General features: G+C 59.6%; 17 protein-coding genes. 10 read left to right on the plus strand and 7 right to left on the minus strand.

The features are described from left to right. The first annotated feature begins 60 nt into the window (after positions 1–60). The 4 genes from ACP3RB_RS08625 (at position 61) to ACP3RB_RS08640 (ending at position 6,134) form a co-directional block, all read left to right on the plus strand. A complete protein-coding gene (locus ACP3RB_RS08625) occupies positions 61–966 on the plus strand; it encodes a hypothetical protein (protein WP_426699054.1) in 906 nt (301 codons plus the stop codon). Positions 967–1,348: 382 nt separating this feature from the next. Then, entirely contained in the window at positions 1,349–2,998 is a 1,650-nt protein-coding gene (locus ACP3RB_RS08630) for a M48 family metallopeptidase (RefSeq protein ID WP_426699055.1), read from the plus strand. Between the two features lie 147 nt (positions 2,999–3,145). Then, positions 3,146–4,141: a bile acid:sodium symporter family protein gene (locus tag ACP3RB_RS08635; protein WP_426699056.1), complete on the plus strand. Its 996-nt coding sequence runs from the start codon at positions 3,146–3,148 to the stop codon at positions 4,139–4,141. A gap of 646 nt (positions 4,142–4,787) precedes the next feature. After that, positions 4,788–6,134: a glycosyl hydrolase family 28-related protein gene (locus ACP3RB_RS08640; RefSeq protein WP_426699057.1), complete on the plus strand. Its 1,347-nt coding sequence runs from the start codon at positions 4,788–4,790 to the stop codon at positions 6,132–6,134. Positions 6,135–6,253: 119 nt separating this feature from the next. Here ACP3RB_RS08640 and ACP3RB_RS08645 read toward each other — a convergent pair whose 3' ends face one another. Genes ACP3RB_RS08645 through ACP3RB_RS08655 form a run of 3 tightly spaced genes read right to left on the minus strand, consistent with a single transcriptional unit; the run spans position 6,254 to position 8,701 of the window. After that, entirely contained in the window at positions 6,254–6,559 is a 306-nt protein-coding gene (locus ACP3RB_RS08645; RefSeq protein WP_303978687.1) for a hypothetical protein, read from the minus strand. Next, a complete protein-coding gene (locus ACP3RB_RS08650) occupies positions 6,540–7,985 on the minus strand; it encodes a hypothetical protein (protein ID WP_426699058.1) in 1,446 nt (481 codons plus the stop codon). The genes ACP3RB_RS08645 and ACP3RB_RS08650 overlap by 20 nt, the downstream gene beginning before the upstream one ends. Next, complete coding sequence (locus ACP3RB_RS08655) at positions 7,982–8,701, minus strand: ABC transporter ATP-binding protein (protein ID WP_303978758.1); 720 nt, start codon at positions 8,699–8,701, stop codon at positions 7,982–7,984. Before ACP3RB_RS08655 ends, ACP3RB_RS08650 begins: the two co-directional genes overlap by 4 nt. A gap of 611 nt (positions 8,702–9,312) precedes the next feature. Here ACP3RB_RS08655 and ACP3RB_RS08660 point away from each other — a divergent pair. The 6 genes from ACP3RB_RS08660 (at position 9,313) to ACP3RB_RS08685 (ending at position 16,158) form a co-directional block, all read left to right on the plus strand. After that, positions 9,313–10,641, plus strand: coding sequence for a glycosyl hydrolase family 28-related protein (locus ACP3RB_RS08660; protein ID WP_426699059.1), 1,329 nt, complete (start codon positions 9,313–9,315; stop codon positions 10,639–10,641). 501 nt (positions 10,642–11,142) lie between these two features. After that, positions 11,143–11,955 carry an S-layer homology domain-containing protein gene (locus tag ACP3RB_RS08665; RefSeq protein ID WP_426699060.1) on the plus strand — a complete coding sequence of 271 codons (813 nt, stop codon included), beginning with the start codon at positions 11,143–11,145 and terminating at the stop codon, positions 11,953–11,955. Between the two features lie 160 nt (positions 11,956–12,115). Next, positions 12,116–12,916, plus strand: coding sequence for an exodeoxyribonuclease III (locus ACP3RB_RS08670; RefSeq protein WP_311474514.1), 801 nt, complete (start codon positions 12,116–12,118; stop codon positions 12,914–12,916). 329 nt (positions 12,917–13,245) lie between these two features. Next, entirely contained in the window at positions 13,246–14,208 is a 963-nt protein-coding gene (locus ACP3RB_RS08675) for a metal ABC transporter substrate-binding protein (RefSeq protein WP_426699061.1), read from the plus strand. A 249-nt stretch (positions 14,209–14,457) separates the two neighbouring features. After that, positions 14,458–15,279 (plus strand): metal ABC transporter ATP-binding protein, encoded by an 822-nt coding sequence (locus ACP3RB_RS08680; protein ID WP_426699062.1) that lies wholly within the window; start codon positions 14,458–14,460, stop codon positions 15,277–15,279. Next, entirely contained in the window at positions 15,280–16,158 is an 879-nt protein-coding gene (locus tag ACP3RB_RS08685; protein ID WP_314928634.1) for a metal ABC transporter permease, read from the plus strand. A 144-nt stretch (positions 16,159–16,302) separates the two neighbouring features. Here ACP3RB_RS08685 and ACP3RB_RS08690 read toward each other — a convergent pair whose 3' ends face one another. From ACP3RB_RS08690 to ACP3RB_RS08705, 4 genes are all read right to left on the minus strand, one after another. Further along, a complete protein-coding gene (locus ACP3RB_RS08690; RefSeq protein WP_005504316.1) occupies positions 16,303–17,034 on the minus strand; it encodes a metal-dependent transcriptional regulator in 732 nt (243 codons plus the stop codon). 203 nt (positions 17,035–17,237) lie between these two features. Then, a complete protein-coding gene (locus ACP3RB_RS08695; RefSeq protein ID WP_426699063.1) occupies positions 17,238–17,858 on the minus strand; it encodes a recombinase RecJ in 621 nt (206 codons plus the stop codon). A gap of 240 nt (positions 17,859–18,098) precedes the next feature. Continuing rightward, the gene (locus tag ACP3RB_RS08700) at positions 18,099–19,340 is read right to left on the minus strand and encodes an MFS transporter (protein WP_426699064.1); all 1,242 of its coding nucleotides are present in this window, start codon (positions 19,338–19,340) and stop codon (positions 18,099–18,101) included. 454 nt (positions 19,341–19,794) lie between these two features. After that, complete coding sequence (locus tag ACP3RB_RS08705; protein ID WP_426699065.1) at positions 19,795–22,836, minus strand: DEAD/DEAH box helicase; 3,042 nt, start codon at positions 22,834–22,836, stop codon at positions 19,795–19,797. Between the last annotated feature and the right edge of the window lie 121 nt (positions 22,837–22,957).

A 22,957-nucleotide genomic window follows, 5' to 3' on the forward strand; every position in this document is an offset into this window, starting at 1 on the left:
AGAGATTTGGTAATGGATATTCACTCGACTAAGAGCCACTCCCAACAAAGTGGAAAGCTGATGGGTCGTCGTTCCCTGGTTAAGGGTGTAGCGTGGGCAGCTCCTGTTGTGGCAGCAACCGCTGTAGTACCCGCCTACGCCGCATCCAAGAACCCTTGCGAATACGGCACCATCGTATCCGTGCCCTGGGGTGAACGTGCCAACCGTCGCCGCTACAAGGGTACCGTGAATGAAGAGTACGAATGGGCAGTAATGCCCACCTCCAACTGCAGCCCCCATCCGCAGACCTACTTCATTGACAACACTACCCCCGAACGTAAGCTTGCTTACCCCTGGGGTCGTTACGAGGGCGTGAGCGACTTCCCGCCGATTTACCCCCCGAACGGCAAGGACACCCCTGACTACAGCTCCAAGGACGGCGTTGGCGGTGTTGGTGGCGGCGTTATCATCAACGTTCGTGTTGAGAACGTTGCAGGTGACGTCTCCTACGCACCGACCCCCACCGGTGCGGATCGTTTCGCATTCGGTGAGGCTGAAGCCAACCGTAAGAACAACATGTACTACGCTGAAGGCTACAAGGGTAAGGGCGCAAACCCCCCGGTTGTTCGCCTCAACGACAACTACAAGGGCAGCCGCTCTACCTACATCGCTCACGGTAAGTACAACTACCTGCACTTCCCGGATGGTCCCCGTCCTCCCAAGGAAAATAGCCCCCTGTGGACTTACGCATACGGTAAGCACTACACGACTGCTGAAGGCCGCGACGGCTGGTCCTGGGACATTCAGGTGATGGCTAACATTACCCACCCCAATGCTGGTCAAGACGTTGTGTCGTACATGACCTACCTGCGTAAGCACACCTACGGTGACCCCGCGCATCAGTCGGCAAAGGTCATTCCGGTGCAGTACCGCGTTATTGTGACTTCCCCCTGGGGTACTGTCACTTATCTTTCGGCAGCTGTTTAATATCAGCTTCCATTAGGTCTGAATGGAGTAGTGACCCATTCGACCTACTTCAATCTTGGATTGAGATTTATATATATGTGATGTTTATTTTGAGTATAAAGTTGATAGATTTTTAGTGTATTAGGGAGTGGTGTCCCTAATAAGTAGACGCTATTCTTCTGTCAGCTTTTGGAGGGGCCGGTCCGCACCACGTGTGCGGAACCGGCCCCTCTGCATGCATCAGTAGGGAGAAAAACCAAGCATTGCGTCTCTTGGCGGGCTATTGCAGGAGAGACGAGAAGCGGTGGGCATTCTATGAGAAAAAGCGCATTCACACTCACTAGTACGTGCCCAAAAACGATAGAGTGGAGTCAGATAACACTCGATACGAAGCGGACGAGACATGACTCAACCTCCTGAAAACCACCAGCAGCCCGGCGGGCAGTTCAACGCCCAGCCCGGCCAGCAGGCATTCCGTGCCCCCGGTGAGCCCCTCCCGCAGGACCTCTCCGCCGGCTGGCTCCCCGAAGATGAGCGCCAGAAGCCGGTCAGCCCCCTGCCCCAGCCGAGGCTCTTCGCCTACCAGTCGATGCTGCCGCCGAAGGTGCTGCACGCGCTGCGTCACCCCTCCGAAATTCCGTGGCTGGTCGCCGCCTACGCGGTCACTGCGGTCGGCTACATTGTGCTGTTCATGGCGCTGGCTGACCTGTTCAGCTCGATGATGCGTTACGTCTTCAGCTCAACCGGTGAAGGCTCGGTTCGTGTACCTTCTTCCGGTAGCACCACGGCAAGCATGGAAGACCTGATTTTCCAGACGGTTGGTCTGCTCCTGTTGGGCCCGATTGCTGTGTTCATTGTTCGTGCGATCTACTACGCGCAGCAGCGTGTGCGCGGTGTGCGCATCACCCCGACCCAGTTCCCTGAGGCGTACCAGATGCTCGCTGAAGCAGCTGAGGCTGCGGGTCTGCGTCGAGTACCGGATGCGTACGTTGTTCTCGGTAACGGCATGATGAACGCTTTCGCGGCAGGTCACGGTTTTCGCCGCTACATTTGCCTGTACTCTGACCTGTTCGAGATCGGCGGTAAGTCCCGTGACCCGGAGGCGCTGCGCTTCATTATTGGCCACGAGGTTGGTCACATCGCCGCAGGTCACGTCGGTTATTTCCGTCTGATTTTCACCATGCTGTTCAACCAGATTCCGGTGCTGTCGAGTGCGCTGTCCCGCTCGCAGGAGTACACCGCCGACAACTTCGGCTACCGCTTCTGCCCCGAGGGTGCTGAGGGCGCTGTCAAGGTGCTGGCGGCAGGTAAGTACCTGAACAAGCAGGTCAACTTCGATGAGCTTGCCGACCGTGCCGTCACCGACCGCGGCCTTGCCGTCTGGTACGTGAACCTGCTGGCAAGCCACCCCGTTCTCACCTGGCGTGCGCACGCGCTGCGTGACCGTACCCAGCCCGGCCGCCTGTTCTGGCGCCCGACGGAGAACCCGGTCAAGGATGCCGCACCGCGCGTTCCTGTCCTGATTCCGGCGGCGGAGCCGGTGCACATGTGGCCCGACCCGATTCAGTCCACCGAGTTCATGCGTGAACACCAGGACGCGTGGGCTGACCACACCCTGGAAACCGTGGACGTGTACCCCAAGCCTGAGAACGCCCCCGCGTTCGATGCTAACTCTACGCTGTTCGCTGGCTGGCTCACCGAGCAGGCTCGTGCCTTCCACGGTCAGCGTTGGGACGCGTACGCTGCCGCCGGTGGCGCGCCGGCACCGGGTGCTCCCGGTGGCCCGCAGGCGCCCGCACCGGGTCAGCCCGCGCCCGCTCAGCCTGCCTACGGTCAGCAGCCCGGCTTCGGTCAGCCCGCCGCAGGCCAGAACGGTGCAGGCCAGTCTGCCGCAGGCCAGAACGGTGCTGAGCAGCCCTCTACCGGTCAGCCTAACGGCCAGTCTTCTAATGGTCAGCCTGCTCCCGAGCAGTACGGTTACGGCCAGTACGGTAGCTCCTCTGAGGGCGGCTCGTACGGTCAGGGTTACGGCTTCGATAGCGATAAGAAGTAGTTCCTGAGCCGCAGACCCAAGAACCTTGATGAACCCGTCGGGGTGCCTAGCGCACTCCGGCGGGTTCAGTCGTTAACTGTCTCGTGCGCGACCCTCAGGTGAGAAGGTGCGCCCGTCACTGCATCCGCCGCGTGCCGCGGTCATAGAATGGAGACCATGCTTTCATCACTTCGCTCCATCAAGCTTGACCCGCTGCTGACCATGCTTATTAGCGCGGTCATCCTCGCCATTATCGTGCCGGCGCGCGGCGACTTCGCCGAATGGTTCAGCACCGGAACAAAGTTCGCGGTCGCCCTGCTGTTCTACCTGTACGGCGCTCGTCTCTCCACCACGGAGGCTATTCGCGGCCTGACCCACTGGCGTCTGCACCTGATGATTTTGAGCTGCACGTTCGTGCTGTTCCCCCTGGTCGGTTTGGCGCTCTCACCGCTGCGTCTTGTGCTCGGTGATGGGTTGTACATGGGCATTCTGTTCTTGACCTTTGTGCCCTCGACCGTGCAGGCGTCGATTGCTTTCACCTCGATTGCGGGCGGTAACGTGGCGGCGGCGATTGTGAGCGCCTCGCTCTCCTCGATTGTGGGTGTGGTGGCGACCCCGCTGCTCGCCATGCTGCTGATGAACACGGGCCATATTGAGTTCTCCGGAACGGTCTTCCTGGACATCGCCATTCAGCTGTTTCTGCCGTTTGTGCTCGGTCAGCTGACGCGCCGCTGGGTGGGTGAGTTCGCCAAGAAGCCGACCACCAAGTGGCTGGATAAGTTCTCGGTCATGATGATTGTGTATTCGGCGTTCTCTGCCTCGGTGGTGCAGGGCGTGTGGACGCGCGTGGCGTGGTGGCAGATTGTGCTGCTGGTTGTGCTCATGGCGATTATTGTGGTGTTCATGCTGTGGCTGACCGACCAGTTGGCTAAGCGTCTGGGCTTCAACCGTGCCGACCGCATTACGATTCAGTTCTGCGGTTCGAAGAAGTCGCTGGCGGCTGGCCTGCCGATGGCGATCATTATCTTTGGTGCGGGCTCGCTGGGCCTGATGATGCTGCCGATCATGATTTTCCATCAGGTTCAGCTGATGATTTGCACCTGGCTTGCGGGACGCTATGCGCGCCTGGATGTGGTGGGTGCCGCCTCCGCGAAGGAAGCTTAGTAGGGGCGTGAACCCTATTGTTGGGGGCTCGCCGGGTGTCTGTTAGAAGCGCCTGCCGGGGTGCTCTGCGATTCTCTGGTGGGCGCCCGACGGTGCTATGCCGAGGCCTCTGAGTCTGTGAGATAAGTCTCTGATGAGGGGTTTTAATGGGTTCTTTGGGTCTGGATGACCTGCCTGCGAAGTGATATTTCGCGATTTGGCAAAAATTTCCCTGACTAGTGCATATGCGTGCAAAATATGGTGTTTGTACTGGTCGGTTGGTTTTCTGTGGGATATGTGCACTCTACTGCATAAAAGTGACCGGGGAGACACTCAACACTATCTGGTGTTGAGTGACAAAAGCACCCTAATTTTGCCCTAGAATATTTTCTCGTGGGTTAGACAGATTCGCATCTTGCATGCAAGAATTTATGACTCACATGGGAACGGTTGAGATTCACTCCCTCACACCGCCCACGAGCGCTGATGCAGCGGATTCACTCCCCGCCTGCATCCCACACCGGAGGAGACTCACTCACTCAACCGGCAGGAAGCTCAAACCACTTATTCACTCAAACACAACTGGATACACTCAGCTTAATGACGCGCTTAGATTTCATCTATGCGCTAATCGCTGTTCTGTATCCGCCAAGAAAGAGGACACACCATGGCTACCATCATGAGCGTGAACGTATGCGATTCCAAGTACAACGCTGACCCCACCGGCGTACGAGACTCTACTAGCGCTATCCAGAAGGCTATCGATGACGTTGCTGCACAGGGCGGCGGCTCCGTGGAGATTCCCGGCGGCATGTACCGCGTCTCCTACCCCTTCATCGAAATGAAGCACCGCGTCGAGATCTTCGGCCACGGTCAGGCAACCCGAATCGTCGCTTTCACTGACAAGGGTATTCCGTCCACTAAGAACGGTAGCTACGAATGCACCGGCGTTTTCCACACCGGTAGCTACACCACCCCCATGAGCGGTGGTACCAACCAGAACAAGCCCATGCGTATGGGCGTGCGTGACCTGTTCATCCGCACCAACAAGTACAACCTGCCGCTGAATTCTAAGAGCAACCAGATTTTCCTGGAGAAGCACACCCAGCCCGTCGACAACGTTGCAGGCGTCATCTTCCACACTCGCATTGCGGACGCTAACCCCGGCGAGCCGGATGCAGTGCCCACCCTGTCCAACATCGAAATCTGGGACACCGCCATCGGTGTTGCGATCCTGGGCCTGGACGACCAGGGCATGAAGATTGACAAGATCCGCATCCGCCAGACCCTGCGCCAGGGCCTGCTGGTCGGCAAGCCCGTCGGCCACCCGCTGCGTGCCCGTGAGGGTGACACCCCCGGCGCAGCAGATAACAAGTTCTCCATGATTGACGTTTCTGACGCAAACATGAGCTTCGGCACCTACGCGGGTATTGAGATTTGCACTTCTCAGTCCAAGTTCGAGGCGTCCACCAGCTGGTTCAACAAGCGCAACATGGGTAAGAATGCCCTGTACGAGGTGAAGACCCGCCACGTGGGTGCGGGCTGGTTCATTCAGGGTACCCGCAACATGTTCATTGGCTGCACCGCCCAGGAGAACGCCGGTCACGGCTGGCTCGTGGAGTGGGGTAACAACCAGTTCATTGGCTGCCTGGGTGAGTCTTCCAGCTTCCAAGACGCTGTTACCGGCGCCGCTAAGGGCGACGAGGCGGCGAACTGGTACATTGGCCGTAATGCACGCGGTAGCCGTTTCGTGGCTCCTCGTTCGCACAACCCTTACAGCTGGGCGAAGGCTTCCCTGTACGGTTTCTACATTGAGAACAACATTCGCGATATGCACATTACGACTGCGTCCGCGAAGGATGACCGTATTGGTGAGAACAACATGGTCGGCCGCCGCGTTCACGTGACCGGCGCTATGGGCGATAACGTGCTCATTGAGGTGGATCATATTCGCCACGCGACTTTCGCGCCGAAGCAGCTGGAGAAGCGCGGCAACGGCGTGTTCATGGGCTAACCCTCACGGGTTAGGTCCTGCGAGCTGAGGCTCGTGATCACAAAATCTTAAAACGCATACGCTTGAGGGGCGGGGAGTAATCCCCGCCCCTCAAGCATTATTGCTGGTCCTGTAATGGGTTATTTTTCAGACTGAGCGCGGCGTGCCGACGGTCGGTTATACGCCACAACCACGGCGAAGATAAAGAGCGTCAAGAGAATAAGCGTCACCACCACGGGCGCAGGATTTACCATGCTCATTTGCATGCGAACTCCTCCGTCCGGGACCGCCTCTGATTGCAAGCGTATCGTGCCAAAGAACGCCTCTCCCATAGAGCTATTCTCGCCTAGGCTAAAGAGCGTATAGATGGTGCTTCCGATGACTACCGCTACAGTGGCTACTGCAGCAGTAGCAAGCGAAGAAATACTATAGGTGAACCATTTCATGGCGCACTCCTTTTTCATTGCGGGAAATTCCCAAGACACTAAAGAACACGGCGAATCCAAGAAGCACCGCAATAATGGTCACGTTAACCTCCGTCGGGAGCCCAAACATATTCAGACCCACAGCAAAAGTTGCAACGACCGATAGCAGAAGAATCACACCAATAACCACAGAGAATGGGTTTCCCTTTTCTGGCGGGAAGATAATACCCACGAGATTAGTCATGACGATGGATACCAGCCCAAACCCAAAAACACTCAAGATAGCTGATAGCTGACCCCCTTGCGCTAGATAAACCGTTCCAAGAACTGCACCTAGCGCAAGCATGATAGTTGCCTGCGAACCGATCAGCTGAAGGTAAAACACACCTGCCGATTGGCGGAACGGAGTAAGGCGACGCAGGGGTTCAGAAGATGCGTACGCGTAGATTCCCAAGAAAGCCGGGAGCATAATGTACGCCGGAGGCGCATTCCAACTCTTCCAAGGAATTGCAAAAGCTGCCACCACAGCAGATACCAGCACAAACTGGTTCTCGAAGCTACGGAACTGCATCAGCACCAAAGTGCCAAATCGAGTATTTGCAAGACTTCCAGGCAGAGCAAGGAAATAGCTCCTGAGCGGGGTGTAGTCCTTCGGCGCAATTGCTATAGCTAGAGCTAGTAGCAGTCCACATACTCCTAGCAAGGCGAGTACAGCACCCGCTGCTCCTAGTACCCCTCCGATAGCTTCCTCAATACGGAGAAACGCCAGCTGGGGCACCCATGGGGCAGTATCTTCAAGCAAACGAATCCGCATGTACTCCACACTTTGGTCACGCATCATGCTAAATGCAATAGCCATAAGACCCACAAGAAGAGCAGGAATCACAAGACCGCGCAAACGTGCCATTCCCACGAGGGCAAGGAGTCGCTCTACTCCCAAATGAATTACTAGCAGGATCAGGTAAGTAACAAGAGCTGGTGACACAACACCCAACAGGAAGAGCTCCGCAGCTTTCCACCCCACGACAATGCTACAAGCAATAGCCAGCGCACTTGAAAGAGCAATAGTAGCTGTTCCGACAAGAAGCATCTCGAATACAACACTCGCAATCAGGCGTTCCTTATTGGTCGCGGGAAGAGTGTATGTCAGTTCTGTTAGCTCATCTGCTTTCAGGAATAGGATTCGCACAATTGTGTAAAATGCGGCAACCCAAAAAACAGATGAGATACCCATTCCTTCCAGAATCGGCGCTATTATTTCCGGGTTATTAAATGTTTGCCTAACAACACTGATACTCAGCAGAACATATCCTGCGTATAGTGCTAAGACACCAAAAAACGCGGTGTAACGAATTGGTCGATTTGCCAGAACTCCCCTTCCTAAAACACGGCGGCGCAGGAAGAGGAAATAAAAATGGACGAGCTGATGAACCGCACTGAACCTCATAGGTCCCCCTCGATTTCATCCACAGTTTTTCGGACCATAGCATCGAGAGTTCCATAGCGTTCTAGCAGAGCATTGGTAGCGTCGTCCTCGAGCACTACTCCGCGGTGGAGGAAGGTAACACGGTCTGCGCACCTTTCTAGGAGCGTGAAATCATGGCTACATAGCAGGATTCCGCATCCTTCATTGCGTAATGTACGCATATCTCGTTCAAAGGTGTAAATTGCATCGATGTCGATTCCGTTAAGCGTCTCATCAATGAGAGTGAGCGGTCGACGCAATAGCAACGCTGCAATGAGCTGAGTTTTCTTGCGCATACCGTGGGAGTAATCTTCCATCAGGTCGTGCTGTCGACCCGTCATCTGGTAACGCTTAAAGTACTCCGCTACAGCATTCTCATCCACTTTCTCCTTGTACAGAGAGTGGATAAAACGCAGGTATTCCAGACCGGTCAGAAATTCCGGCAGGTAGTCGTTGCTTGCCAGGTACATCAAGGAGGTGCGAGCAGCAAGGCTCTGGTGTTCATGACCGCTAATCTGAATATTGCCCTTCTTGGAGTGTAGAAGGTTACTTATCAGTTTCATGAGCGTGGATTTTCCAGAGCCGTTAGGTCCAATCAATCCATGAATCTCTCCGGAAGAGACTTGGAGCTGAACGTCGGTGAGGGCGGGTTTCCCAGCCCCGTACGCGTAGGTAATATCGTGCGCGTCAAGAAGCATTTTTGTCACACCCTTCGTTGTGTGTTGATTAGGAATCACCCGGTGATTGCCAAGTTATGCCGGGGTGCTCAATGCGCCTGCGGTCGTGCAATCAACGATGCCCGCACGGAACCTGAACAGTGGATGCTGTCGACATTTTTACTGCTTCAGACCGTGTTGCCTTCCGTGACCAGTCCAAATACAGATAAGTCCAGTCTGGTTGTACGCCAGGCTGGGCTCATGCACTTAAGTGTAATATATTTAGGTGTGTATCACGACACTATCTAACTAAAAAATTTTCTCATGAGGCGTTAAACGTCTGAGGGGGGTAATCCCCGCCTCTCGGCGTTTAACCCGCCCACAAAACAGCCGAAAAACCGTAGAGAAACGGGGCAGGGGAGCGGGCATCACAGCGCCCGGTCGTCGCCTCCACACGCCCGATGCGGTACCCTTGAGCAGGAACAGGTCTACCGGTGCACAGACCCGAACACGCCAACGCACCTGCGAAGACACGCTCAACTTCAACTCAACTTCAACACCGTATTCACCGCATACTGCCGTATTCACTCGATTCACTCACCACGCCGCCTTCAGCACCGAACGCGGTACCCATCGAAAGAATTGAGACCCTCATGCCCGATACGCCCATGAGCATCAACGCCATCAACTACGGCGCAGACCCCACCGGTGCCAAAGACTCCACCGCAGCCATTCAGCGAGCAGTCGACGCTGTCGCCGCACGCGGCGGCGGATCCGTAGAACTACCCCGCGGCATCTACCGCGTCTCCTACCCCTTCATCGACATCAAGCACCGCGTCGAAATCTTCGGCTACGGCTCCTCAACCGTCGTCATCGCGCACGCCGACCGCGCCATCCCCACCACCGCCAACGGCCACACCGAATACACCGGCGTGTTCCACGTCGGCAGCTACACCACCCCCGTCTACGGCAACTACAACGCGAACAAGCCCATGCGCATGGGTGTGCGCAACCTGCACATCCGCACCAACGCCGCCAACACCCCCATCAGCAGCTACCCGCTCGACGCGCACACCGCCCCGCTGAACAACGTCGCCGGCGTCATCTTCCACACCCACCTGACCGGCGACCAGCTCAACGAACCGGACATCGTGCCCGTTATCGCCGGCGTGGAAGTCTGGGACACCGCCATCGGCGTTGCCGTGCTCGGCCTGGACGACCAGGGCATGAAAATTGACGATGTGACCATCCGCCGCACCCTCAACCAGGGCCTGCTACTCGGCAAGCCCGCCGGCCACCCCCGCCGCCCCAACGAAGGCCAGAACTCCGGCGCAGCAGACAACAAGCTACGCGGCGTAGACGTTGCCGAAGCGAACCTCAGCGGCGGCTCCTACGCCGGTATCGAGGTGTACGCGGCACAGGCGAAATTTGAAAACTGCTCCAGCAACAGCAACCACCGCACCAGCAACAAGGACGCCCTCTACGAGCCCGCCACCCGCCACGCCGGCGCAGGCTGGATCGTGCAGGGCGAACGCAACATGTTCATCGGCTGCACCGCCCGCTCCAACGCGGGTCACGGCTGGATTGTTGAGTGGGCGCACAACATCTTCATCGGATGCGAAGCAGAAGGCTCCAGCTGGGCTGGCACCGTCAGCGGTGCCGCCCGCGCCGACGAGGCAGCCAACTGGTACATCGGCCGCAATGCGCGCGGTACCCGCATGGTCGCGCCCGTCTCCTACAACCCGCCGGAGAAGCCCGCCTCCCTGTATGGCTTCTACATTGAAAACAAGATTTACGACCTGCGCATCACCGAAGGCACCGCCAAGGACGACCGTATCGGTGACGGCAATATGCTTGGCCGCCGCGTGTACATTACCGGCGCAATCGGCGCGAATGTGGTTATTGAGGTCGAAGAGCTGCGTCACTCCACCTCGCCCGCCGGACAGCTCACCAAGGAAGCCTATAACGTGATGCGCGGCTAGCGGGGCTGGTAGACACGCCCGAACCGGTTCAGGACTTTCCTGTGAATCGTGAGGTAGGTGCGTGTGTCCTAGTGGGCGCGTTATACCGCGATATATCAGCTAAAAATCAAAGCAGCTGTGAATGGAATACATACCATTCGCAGCTGCTTTGTCGTTTAGAACAATGTTTAATCTTTAGTTGATAAAAGTCTCAATTAAATATTGAATAAAATATCAATATGTACTTTAAACTTTCTATGGTGGTGTAAAACAGTCCATTCACTGTGCACCACCACAGACGTGTCCCCACGACGCGGAACAGTCCCCTCGGTGACAGTCCCCTCAGTGTAGGACAAAGCCGCATCGCCGCACGTCAGACCCTATTCATTGCCGCTTCTCACTATTCCTCAACGCACCCCTTTCCCCTTCTCTTATTCGCTCCATGTTGGCGACCCCGAAGTCGACCCTAAAAACCGGTTCCTTCCGGCCGGTTCTCAACCACAATTACATAAGGACACATCCATGCTTCCGGTAATCTCCCGAGCGTTCACATCCGCTCCCCGCGCACGCCGCACCCTTGCCCTCACCCTCGCACTCGCTCTCGGCGCCCTGCCCGTAGGCACCTCTGCTATCGCCTCCCACCAGGCTGTAGCCCACGCCGCCGAACCTGCTGCAGCCAACGGCCTCATCAAACTTAACCAGCCCAAGGACGACCCCGCATACCTAGAATGCGTCGCCACCTTTGTTGGTACCATGAACGCCACCCCCGGCGTGTGGGCGGTCTGCCACGGCTATCTCGACAGCGAAGAATACACCGTCACCCGCCGCCACAGCACCGCAACCGTCACCCGCGGCCAGCTCGTGCGCATGCTCTACCGCATGGCGGGATCCCCGACCGTCAAGAACCTACCCAAGACCTCCCCCTACAAGGATGTGGCAACCACTGACCCCGACTACGCCGCGTACATTTGGGCGGCGGATGCGGGCATCACCTCCGGCTGGGATGATGGGCTCTTCCACCCGGACGACTACGCCACCCGCAACACCCTCGCCGCGTTCCTCTACCGTGCCGCCGGTAGCCCCGACGGTGCCGCACGCATGCGCCAGATCCGCCGCCCGCTGCGCGCCGAAGCTAAGAAGGTTGAGCAGTTCAAGACCGAAAACCGCTGGGCAGCCCGCACGCTCGGCGCCTACCCCGAAGTCGACCGCAACGGTGACGGCGCGGCAGACGTGGTGGACCCCGCCAGCCCCCTGTACTTCTCCGACGCCCTGTACATGCTCAAGGCGTACGGCGATAAGGGCCTGAAGGTTGTGGGCACTCCCGTCGTTGACTAGGAGTAATGCCGACTAGATTCAGCACTGACTAGATTCAGTGCTGACTCGCGCATATATTCACCGCCCGCCGGTGCGACCCAATGGGTTGCGCAGGCGGGCGGTGCGCTGCATCGGGACGCTCTTACAAGGCGGGAACGAGATACCCGCTAAGCTAGAAGGCATGAAGATTGCCACCTGGAACATCAACTCAATCCGCGCCCGCGAAAACCGCGTTGAAGACTGGCTCGACGAACACGACGTTGACGTGCTCGCCCTGCAAGAAACCAAAACCAAAGACGAAACCTTCCCCTTCGACCTCTTCGAGTTCATGGGCTACGAGGTTGCGCACTTCGGCCTGAATCAGTGGAATGGCGTGGCAATCGCCTCCCGAGTCGGCCTCGAAGACGTGCAGCGCGGTTTCGACAACCAGCCGCACTTCGGCAAGCCCGGCGAACCCGAGGTGCTGGAGGCGCGCGCTATCGGTGCAACCTGCGGCGGCGTGCGCATCTGGAGCCTCTACGTGCCTAACGGCCGCGGCCTGACCGACCCGCACATGGATTACAAGCTCCGCTGGATGGAGGCGCTCCGCCAGAACGTGCACAATGAACTGGCTGCCAACCCGCAGGCGCAGCTCGCCCTGGTTGGTGACTGGAACGTCGCCCCCGAAGACACCGATGTGTGGGATATTGACTATTTCCTGCGCAACGAAATGACCCACGTGTCCGAACCCGAACGCCGCGCCTTCGCCGCCCTACTCGATGAGGGCATGGTGGACGTGGTACGCCCGCACACCCCGGGTGAGTACACCTACTGGGACTACCAGGCGGGCCGCTTCACCAAGGACGAGGGCATGCGCATTGACTTCCAGCTGTTCTCGCCCGCGCTCGCCGCACGTGTGGAACGCGCCTGGATCGATAAGGTGGAGCGCGCCGGTGAAGGCGCAAGCGACCACACGCCGGTCGTGGTTGAGATTGCCGACTAGACCGAGCGCCTAGCTTGCCGTAGAACCGCGTGCAGCAAGGAGGCGGGGGAGGGGTCCCTCGCCTCCTTGCTGTATCTGCAGGTGCTTCTGTTCCTGCGTGCCTGTCGCAGTGTGCCTGTTCCTGTGTTTCTGTTGATATTTCGGGGTTTCTGTGTGGCTTAGTTGAAAAGTTCGGATAGACGAACTATTGTTAAATTCCGCCCGGGACGACAGGCAAAAGCGCATTATGATGCCTGCGCAGACACAACCGTGTCCCTGTTGCCCCGGCGCGGCAAATTCCACACATCAACCACATACTCAAACCCGTGACTTCCAATGAAGGATGCCTCATGAACGCTTTCACCCCCGCAGGCAGCAACGCACGCCGCCTCGTCCAGGCGCTCTGCGCCGCCCTCGCACTCACCCTGCTACTCGTGCTTACCGGTTGCGGCAACACTGCCAGCACCACCGATGATGCTAAGAGCAGTAGCGGCAAGAAGACCGTGCTCACCACCTTCACCGTGCTCGCAGACATCGCCCGCAACGTGGCAGGCGACGACCTGAACGTTGAATCCCTCACCAAGCCCGGCGCAGAGATTCACGAGTACGAGCCCACCCCCTCCGACCTGAAGAAGGCGCACGCCGCCGACCTGGTGCTCGACAACGGCCTGAACCTCGAATCCTGGTTCGCGAAGTTCGTTGAAGAATCTCACGCTAAGCACGTGACCGTCTCCGAGGGGGTCACGCCCATCTCCATTACCGAGGACGCCTACGAGGGTAAGCCCAACCCCCACGCCTGGATGAGCCCCAGCAACGTGCAGAAGTACGTGGACGTGATGATTCGCGAATTTAGCGCCCTCGACCCGGCCCACGCCGCCGACTACAAGTCCCGCGGCGAAGCCTACAAGAAGCAGCTGCAGGACGTGCGTGACGAGCTCGTCAAGGAAATCTCCACCCTGCCCGAGAACCAGCGCGCACTCGTCACCTGCGAAGGCGCCTTCTCCTACCTGGCGGCAGACGCGGGCCTGAAGGAAAAGTACATTTGGGCGGTCAACTCCGAACAGCAGGCGACTCCCTCGCAGATTTCCTCCGCGATCGATTACGTGCGCCAGAACCAGGTGCCCGCCGTGTTCTGCGAATCCACCGTCTCCGATAACCCGATGCGCCAGGTAGCCGACGCCACCGGCGCACGATTCGGCGGCGTACTCTACGTGGACTCGCTCTCCGAAGCGAACGGCCCCGTGCCCACCTACCTGGACATGATCCGCTACGACGCCCGCACCATCGTGGCGGGACTCAAGGGCAACTCCTAAACCCCAAATAAACCTCGGGTAAACCCCCAAACCCCGGGCTAAACCCCGTATCGAAAACCCCGGGTAAATCCCAAACCCCCGATAGGATAGGAGGGGCGGTCGCCTTCTTGGCTCCGCTCCTCCCACGCCGTTAACACTCGCTCACACAGCACCCACTCACACCCACCCACTCACACCCACCCACTCACCACCACACAAGCAAGTACACCCGCTGCACGCATACGGTGACCACCAGAAAGAACACAAGGAATGAGCACTCTTCTCAGCTGTGAAAATGTGCACGTGAACTACGGGCCAGTCCGCGCCCTCACCGGCGCATCCTTCACCCTGGACACCGGGCGTATCTGCGGCCTGATTGGCATGAACGGCTCCGGCAAATCCACCCTTTTCAAAGCCATCATGGGGGTCGTGCCCGTGCACGCCGGCAGCATCACCCTCGACGGGCAGCCCGTCGGCGGTCACCGTGGCAGCCACGGCAAGAACGCGCACCACCGCGCCGGACTCGTCAGCTACGTGCCGCAGAGCGAAGAAATCGATTGGACCTTCCCCATCTCCGTGCGCGAGGTCGTTAGCATGGGGCGCTACCGCAACCTCGGCATCACCCGCCGCCTGCGTGCCGCAGACCGTGCCGCCGTGAATGAGGCGCTCGCCCGTGTGGAACTGACCGACCTTGCCGACCGTCAGATTGGGGCGCTCTCGGGTGGCCAGCGTAAGCGCGCCTTCGTGGCACGCGCTATCGCACAGGGTGCCCAGTTGCTGCTGCTTGATGAGCCTTTCGCCGGTGTGGACAAGCGTAGCGAGGCGATGCTCATTCAGGTCATTGAACAGCTGCGCGACGAGGGTGCGACCGTGCTGGTGTCCACGCACGACTTGGCGACCCTGCGCCAGTTCGCTGACGAGGCGCTACTGCTGCGCGGTGAGATCCTGATGCACGACACCCCCGAGAAGGTGCTCGCCCCCGAGAACCTGGTGCGTGCCTTCGGCATGGAAGTGAACGCCGGTGCGCCGACTGCCGCCAGCGCTACTACCTCCGGCTCTACTGCGAACAGCTCTACGGAAGGGAAGAACTAAATGGACATCCTCAACTTTCTGGTGGAGCCGCTGACCCTGCCCTTCATGCTCCGCGCATTCGTGGTCACCGTCATTGCCGCCGCTGTCTGCGCCCTGCTCTCCTGCTGGCTCGTGCTGCTCGGCTGGTCGCTTATGGGCGACGCGATCTCGCACGCGGTGCTGCCCGGCGTGGTGCTCGCCTACATTTTCGGTGCGCCCTTCGCGGTGGGTGCGGTCATTGCCGCGCTCGTGGCGGTGGCGCTCATCGGCGGGGTACGGCGTAGCGGTCGCGTGCGTGAGGATGCCGCGATTGGCATCGTGTTCACGACCATGTTCGCGTTCGGTCTGGTGTTGATTTCGGTGACGCCGTCGAATACCGACCTGAACCACATTCTCTTCGGTAACGTGCTGGGTGTGTCCTGGTCGGACGTCTGGCAGGTCGCTATCCTCGCGGTGATTGTTGCCGCTGTGTTGCTGGTGAAGCGCCGCGACTTCGTGCTGTACGCCTTCGACCCGGGCTTTGCGCAGGCGGTGGGGTTGCGTCCGCGTCTGCTCGGTGCGCTCCTGCTCATTATGCTGGCGCTGACCTCCGTGGTGGCGTTGCAGATTGTGGGCGTGGTGCTGGTCGTGGCGATGCTTGTCATCCCCGGCTCCACGGCGCGCCTGATCACTGACCGGTTCGTGCCGATGCTCGCGGTGAGCGTGGGAGTATCCCTGGTGGGTACGCTGACCGGCCTGTACGCCAGCTACCACGCGGATGTATCCCCCGGCGGTGCCGTGGTCGTCACGCAGGGATTGCTGTTCGCCCTGGCGTACGTGTTCGCCCCGCGCTACGGTCTGCTGGGCAGGATGCGCGCCCGCCGGCTCAGCGTGACGGCGACAGAGCGTGACGACGCCTGAAACCCCGGTAGCTGAGCCCTCAGCTTCCTAAGTAAGCTCACTGAATACACTCACCACATACAGCAATAGGCGGAAAGTCCCACCGTGGGGCTTTCCGCCTATTGCTATCTTCTGAAGGTTAGGGGCGCCTCTAACGCCCTGTATCTAGCGCACTGTGCGGGACACGAACAGGGAGGCGGTCGCCTCCGCACCCAACGGAATAATCGTGCCGCCGGGCTTTACCGCACCGGCCGCGTCCGTCTCGTGCAGGTTGCCGGAACCGGCACCGACCACGCTCACGTTCACCGCCTCCGAGAAGGGCGCACCCTCCTCAATGTGCAGACGCACGCCGGGCACAAAACCGTGGCCCTGCAGGTAACGCAGCAGGCGCGGGTCGTCATCGTTAATGCGTTCGAGCACGACCGTTTCGCCGGGTTCGCACTGGCTCAGCGGCACGGTCTGCGGAAAACTAATGTGCCCCGAAGAGTCGGGAATCGGGTCGCCGTGCGGGTCGCGGGTCGGGTGCCCCAGCAGGGTGTCGATGCGGTCCACCATGAAGTCGGATACCGCGTGCTCCAGAACTTCCGCCTCGTCGTGCACACGGTCCCAGGTGTAGCCGAGAGTCTCAACGAGGAACGTCTCAATGAGGCGGTGGCGGCGAATCATTGCCAGCGCGTAGGAGCGGCCGGTTTCAGTGAGCTCAATAGCGCCGTAGGGCTGATGCTCTATCAGGTCGGCGGCGGCGAGGCGCTTGAGGCCGTCAGATACCGAAGAAATGCGCAGGCCCATGCGCTCTGCCAGGGCGGATGCGGTGGCAGGGGTTTTGGTCCATTCTTCGAGGCTCCAGATTTCCTTGAGGTAGTTCTGGGTGCTGACGGAAAGTTCTGAAAGAGGCATAAAGATAAGTTTACCTTTTCTCGGGTTTTGCCCGCCGGGATGATGGTTGCGGAAGCGGTGAAAATCCAGGCTTAAATAACGTCCCGCCCGGCGGTTCACCCCTGGCAGGGGGCGACCATCACGGGCGGGATCGGGTGTTCGGTTCCGCGCTGGCAGGTACGAAAGGCTGGCAGGCGCGAAAGAATGAGGGGTGCGCGGCGGCGTTAGGTGGCGCGGCGGTGCGAACGGTCAATGCGGGTCAGCAGCTCGATGAGCGCACCGCGTGCCGCCTGCTCCTCATGCCAGAGGGAGCGGACGAGGGTGCGGCTGACCGCCTGGGTGGTGATGCCGAGCGCGGTTGCGGCGGCTTTCTGCTGGCCGCGCACGCCGGGTACGAGCAGGTTTACCACACGCCATTCGGCGTCGGTGCGGTCGGCGCATACGCGGTAGAGCAGGCGTGCGGATCCGGCGGCGAGGTCGGCGAGGTGGCGGTTGTCGGCGCTGACGCTGATGCAGCGTACGGGTGCGCCTCCCTGTGCTTCTTCGACGGCGAGGCGTGAGAATTCGAGGGCGTCGCCGGTGCAGTCTGTGGTGCTGACGGCGCCGAGTGCGCCTGCGAATCGGGGGATGTTGAGCTCGCCGATTCCGATGCCGACCCAGAAGCCGTTATCGCGCGCGGCAATGAGCGCCGCGTGTAGTGCGTCGCTGGCGCGGTCGAAGGCGCCCTGAATTTCGTCAGGGTATGTCTGGGCGAAGGCAACACGCGGGTTGAGCTTTGCGAGTTCGTCCGACAGTGCAGTGAGTGAGTGCTGTGCGGAACGTTGAATAAAGGTTAGAACGAACACCTTCCTATTATGCCGTAAAACCTTCAACAACCGGCGTAAGGTTCGCCGTAATACCGGCAACATTTAAAGCCCCAAAAATACGCATTGATAAGGGGAATTATCGTGAGTGTGCACTGTGTGTAGAAATCCTCAAAGGACGTAGAACACCCCCGAAAGGAAAATAATTTTCATGCAAGTGCATGTTGAATTATTCGCTTTCGGGGGCGTTGAGTGGAGTTGATAGACGGGGCTGCCGCGGAACTACTGTGCGTTCGTTACCTGCGAGATATGGGGCAGCTGACGCAGTGGCTTCTGGAACACCATCACCACCAGCGACAGGAAAATGAACACCGCGTAGAACAGCGCCGTGTACGTAATGCCCCAATCAACAATGAGGAATCCAGCCAGCAGAACAGCCAGCGGGGTCAACGCCATGTTCGGGATGCCCTGCACCGAGTGCACACGACCGATCATGTGCTCCGGGGTGGACGCGTTAATGTACGCAATAATGCTCGAATTGAAGGAGGGAAGCACAATACCCGCCAGCACAATCAGCAGGCACACCGCCCACAGCATCGAATGAACCACCGGCAGCAACAGGTAGCATGCCGACATGATAGCCAGGGAGGTGATGCCGAGCGGGCCGAGCGCAAACTTCTCGGTCAGCGGGCCGACCAAGAACGAACCGAGCAGCACGCCCACGCCGAAGGCGCTTGCAAAGATACCGATGAAGAGCGGGTGTGCGCCCTCCAGGGTGTAGTAGTAGATGAAGGTGAGCGGAATACCGACCGTTCCAAAGTTCGCAAGTGTTGAAACGAACGCAATGGATACCAGTACCTTGTTCTTCAGGATGTACTCGAAACCGGCTTTTGAGTCCTGCCAGAAGCTGGTTTTCTCACCCTCCTCCTTTTCCGCGGGCTGCCGACTAGCGCCGTAGGTCTTGGGTGCGACGATGAACGCCAGCAGGTTGACGACCGCGTGAACTGCGGTCATGAGCACGGTCGAGAAGCCAATAATGATGCCGGCGACCGGGCCACCCAGCAGGTTAGCGGTGGACTCGCGCGTTTCACCCATACCGGAGGCGTACCCCAGGTGTTCCTTGGGGACTACGCGGGTGATGATGGACTGTTCACTCGGGTAGTCGAAGGTGGAAATGATGGCGGCGAGAGAAATCGTGATCACCAAAACGTAAATGTTGGTGACGTTGAAAACGAGGTAGAGAAGAATCGCTATCCAGGACAGTGACTGGCCAATACAGGATAGTGCCAGGCACTTTGAGGGGCCGATTCTGTCGACCCACGTTCCAGATACCGCTCCGGCGCAGGTGGCGAGAACGCCCGCGACAAAGAGGGTGATACTCGCAGCTTCGGGGGAGCCGGTCAGCGCCAAAATAATGATGGGCGTGGTGATATAGCTCATCGAGTCTGAGAGCTGGTTGGCTCCAATGGCGAAAAGAGTATTTCTAAAATCTTTATTCTTGAGTAGCTCGGTGTTGACACTCATGGGGGCCTCCACGATGGGGTTTAGGGTGTCGCGCGGCGTGCAATCCGCCGTGTGCAGTTCGTTGCGTGTAGTTCGTCGTGCGCAATTGTGTGAGTGAATACCCTGACAGTCGGCTGTGTCTGCCTGTATGTGCCTGTTTCTGCTTGTGCACGCCGGTCATGATGGGTGGTTGAGGATGCACGGAGCGGCTCATCGGGAGCCACCCCCCGCACAAAAGTGTGTCGCGCGATACTTTAGATTCTATAAGAGACGTGAATCATATACGTGAAGGCTAGTTGAAAAACTTTCCTCATTTTGAGTATTGACATTAGGGTTAGTATGACTATAATTCATTCTTGGTGGTTCCACCTGGCTAAATCTTCAGCGGCTAAACCCTGACTAAGACCTCGGCTAAACCCGAATCCGGGCACGCCAAAGACCCCCGCAACGCAGCGGGGAACTACTCAGCGGGGCGCTACTCCACCAGGCCCGCGAAACCCGATAGAGCCAGCACCTCCTCAACATCCTGCGGCACCGAACGCGCCACCCACGGCGAATGCACCAACACCGCCCGCCACTGACCGCGTGACACCGCCACATTCAAACGATTCGGCGAGAGCACAAACCCGGTACCGCGCCCAGAATCAACCCGCGACGACGCCAACGACACCAACACCACCGCAGCCTCCTGACCCTGGAACTTATCCACCGTGCCCACGCGCACGCCAGCACCCGAAGAATCCGCCAGTCCAGCGGCAATCAGCGCCTCACGCACACAATCAACCTGCGCGTTATACGCCGCCACCACAATACAATCCTCAGCCGCCAACGGGCGCGGCTCAGCACCAGCCGCCGGAACCCACTCACGCCCCAACAGTTCACGCACGCAATCCACCACCGCCTGCGCCTCCTGCACAGAACGCACCGAACAGCCCGCATGCTCCACCGGATACGACACCACACCCGGCTCAATACCCTGCAGGGCGCGACCAGCCGTCGCCGCCGCGCTCGCCAACGCGCCATCATAGGACAGCCACGAAACCCGCTCGCACAACGCCGAATCCATACGCCACGACTCACCCAAGAAATAGCCAAAACGCGGATCCAACGCCGCCGCACCATCAGACAACCAACCCAGCGCCGAAACATCCACCGGGTACGGATGCACACCCGTGGACACCTGCGGCAACTGCTGCGGATCGCCCAACAGCAGCACCGAACGCGCCGCACGAGCCGCCGCCACCGTATTCGTCAGAGAGAACTGGCCAGCCTCATCAACCACCAGCACATCCAGCGACCCGGCAGGCACGCGACGCTCACTCACGTAATCCCACACCGTGCCGCCAAACAGCAGACCGCCCGCACCAGAAATCAGCTCCACCAGCTCAGAATCAGACACCTCAGACCACGGGGCGTCCGGGGTCACCGACTTGCCGCGCAGACGCACCGCACGCGAAACATCAAAACCATCACGGGCACAGCACGCCAACATAAGATTCTCAATCACCGCATGCGACTGAGCCACCACGCCCACCTTCGCACCCTCCGCCACCAGGCGCGCAATCACGTGCGAGGCGAGGAAAGTCTTGCCCGCACCGGGAGGGCCCTGAACCGCCACATAGGAGCGGTCGAGGGCGCGAACCGCCGCGTGCACGGCATCCACCGTAGGCAGGTCAGAGCCGGGAAAATCAACCTCACGGGGTAGATTTTCAGCATTTTTAGCGTTCGAGGCGCTCTTCTTCAGGCGCGGCGCGCGGCGGAACAGCAAATCCGCGGAGGCGCTCTCCACCCCCGTCAGGGAAGCCGCCGCATCGAGCACGCTCGGCAGGGCGCCGGGGGAGGCGGGGGCATCGGAAGGCTCGGAATCTTCATCGGTGATGGGGTCGCTAGGCATCAGAGCACTGTCGAAAAGCAGCCCGTGTACATCAGACTGCAGAGCCGCCTCAATCGTCGCCGTAGACACCGGATCGCCAGGACCAATACCCGAAGGCAGGGCGCCGTGCGGTTCATCCTTCACGCGGATGCGCTCCTGCAGAAGCACCTCCAAGAACTCATCGGTAGGCTCTGCGCCAGCCTCTGCAACAGTCTCTTCGGGGTCCGCAGAACCCGCGGATCCGGCACCGAAACCGCCCTGCGCCACCGCCAGCACACGCATGCCAAAGAAACCCGTCGCCGCCAACTCGGCGGGTACACGCTCACCCGGATTCGATGCACGGAAATAATTCAGCTGCGACTCCATACGGTCCAGCGCAATCTGCGGGCTCACCCCCGCCTCATACGCACAAAACACCGCACGGTCAGAGGGCGCAATCACCAGGCTCGGGTCAGCCTCAATTCGCGCACGCAACAGGCGCACCTGTGCGCCGCGCACACGATACCAGCCGGGGGCGTCCTCAACCTCGGTGGGCTCCTTCATGGCGGCGGCAAGCGCCTCCAGGTCTGCGGGGGTGTTCAGAAGAGCATGCGCATGCTCCGCCGAAAGCACCTGCACCCGATCAAGGTACGCGTAATCGCGGCTCGCCACCCACGCCGTCGGGCCGTCCTCCAGGCGGCGAATGTGCTCACGCCAGAACGGGGCGCGCTCACGGCGGTGGTAGTTTGTCATGGACAGCAGCATCGCCGCCTCAAGCTCACCGGCACCCCAGCCGTGCTCTGCCGCGTGCTCTTCCAGGGATGCGAGCTGGGCATCCAGCAGGCACTGCAGGCGGTACTGTTCGCTGTCGTTCTCCACGGCGGCGGGCACCCGGTACATGGCCGGATGCTCTTCGGTTTCGGGGTCTTCGGGGTCGTCTCCGGCAGTTTCTTCGGTGACGAGTTCCGGGGCATCGGTCGCGAGAGCGAGAGATGCCGCCGCGTTCAGGCATGCCGGGCACTCGCCGCAGGTCAGAAAATACGGGATGCGCTCGGCAAGGTCCGCCGGTTCTACACCATCGTTCAGCGCCTGGGTGAGCGAGAGGAGGCGCTGCTCCTGCAGGCGGATGAGCGGCAGAATACGCGCCGAATCAACCCGGTGAGGTTGACCAGCGGGGGAGGAGAGCTCAGTATGCTCCGATTCGGGTTCCGCGCCGTGCTCCAGGCAGAGGTCGAGGCGCACCGCGTTCTTGGCATTTTCGGTGGCGCTCTCAGTGGCACCGGCGGTCAGCAGATGCGCCGCCAGGGCACCGCGCAACAGTGCTCGATGCGCCGCCTCACCCAGGTGCGGGGTGCAGGCGATTCGCGCGGTGCTGTTTTCCGGTACGTACTCCAGACGGTCAAGCTCCACCGTGTAGGTCAGCCCCGCCGCGGAGGTTGCCACCAGGGGCACCGGGCGCGCTGTGCCACCCGCGTGCTCACCACCGACCATTCCACCTTCGGCTAGCGCTCGCAGGCACTCGCGGTACGCCTCGCGGGCGCGCTCGGACTTCTCGGCGGTCGGGCGTGCAGACTGCTTCTGCGCACGCTCCTGAAGCTCGGTGTAGAGCCGCATCTCGCATACGGAGGTAGCGGTCAGATCAGCGAGGGTGAAGGTAAGGTCCATGGTGACTTTTCTGCTGGAGGAAAGAGAAACAAGACGGGCATAAAACCCCGCCGCGGGGAGTGGGTACGAGCCCCGGTTGAGGAGCGTATCGGCGCTCCGTGCCACCCCTTGTTCCGAGAGG

Origin of the sequence: Rothia mucilaginosa (genome assembly GCF_049990865.1) — a bacterium.
In the GTDB taxonomy this organism is placed as follows: domain Bacteria; phylum Actinomycetota; class Actinomycetes; order Actinomycetales; family Micrococcaceae; genus Rothia; species Rothia mucilaginosa_I.

Coding starts and splice junctions, on each gene's coding strand:
- ACP3RB_RS08645 (WP_303978687.1), bottom strand. CDS start 6,559: ATGAAATGGTTCACCTATAGTATTTCTTCGCTTGCTACTGCTGCAGTA.
- ACP3RB_RS08650 (WP_426699058.1), bottom strand. CDS start 7,985: ATGAGGTTCAGTGCGGTTCATCAGCTCGTCCATTTTTATTTCCTCTTC.
- ACP3RB_RS08635 (WP_426699056.1), top strand. CDS start 3,146: ATGGAGACCATGCTTTCATCACTTCGCTCCATCAAGCTTGACCCGCTG.
- ACP3RB_RS08685 (WP_314928634.1), top strand. CDS start 15,280: ATGGACATCCTCAACTTTCTGGTGGAGCCGCTGACCCTGCCCTTCATG.
- ACP3RB_RS08670 (WP_311474514.1), top strand. CDS start 12,116: ATGAAGATTGCCACCTGGAACATCAACTCAATCCGCGCCCGCGAAAAC.
- ACP3RB_RS08680 (WP_426699062.1), top strand. CDS start 14,458: ATGAGCACTCTTCTCAGCTGTGAAAATGTGCACGTGAACTACGGGCCA.
- ACP3RB_RS08625 (WP_426699054.1), top strand. CDS start 61: ATGGGTCGTCGTTCCCTGGTTAAGGGTGTAGCGTGGGCAGCTCCTGTT.
- ACP3RB_RS08675 (WP_426699061.1), top strand. CDS start 13,246: ATGAACGCTTTCACCCCCGCAGGCAGCAACGCACGCCGCCTCGTCCAG.
- ACP3RB_RS08665 (WP_426699060.1), top strand. CDS start 11,143: ATGCTTCCGGTAATCTCCCGAGCGTTCACATCCGCTCCCCGCGCACGC.
- ACP3RB_RS08705 (WP_426699065.1), bottom strand. CDS start 22,836: ATGGACCTTACCTTCACCCTCGCTGATCTGACCGCTACCTCCGTATGC.
- ACP3RB_RS08700 (WP_426699064.1), bottom strand. CDS start 19,340: ATGAGTGTCAACACCGAGCTACTCAAGAATAAAGATTTTAGAAATACT.
- ACP3RB_RS08630 (WP_426699055.1), top strand. CDS start 1,349: ATGACTCAACCTCCTGAAAACCACCAGCAGCCCGGCGGGCAGTTCAAC.
- ACP3RB_RS08640 (WP_426699057.1), top strand. CDS start 4,788: ATGGCTACCATCATGAGCGTGAACGTATGCGATTCCAAGTACAACGCT.
- ACP3RB_RS08690 (WP_005504316.1), bottom strand. CDS start 17,034: ATGCCTCTTTCAGAACTTTCCGTCAGCACCCAGAACTACCTCAAGGAA.
- ACP3RB_RS08655 (WP_303978758.1), bottom strand. CDS start 8,701: ATGCTTCTTGACGCGCACGATATTACCTACGCGTACGGGGCTGGGAAA.
- ACP3RB_RS08660 (WP_426699059.1), top strand. CDS start 9,313: ATGCCCGATACGCCCATGAGCATCAACGCCATCAACTACGGCGCAGAC.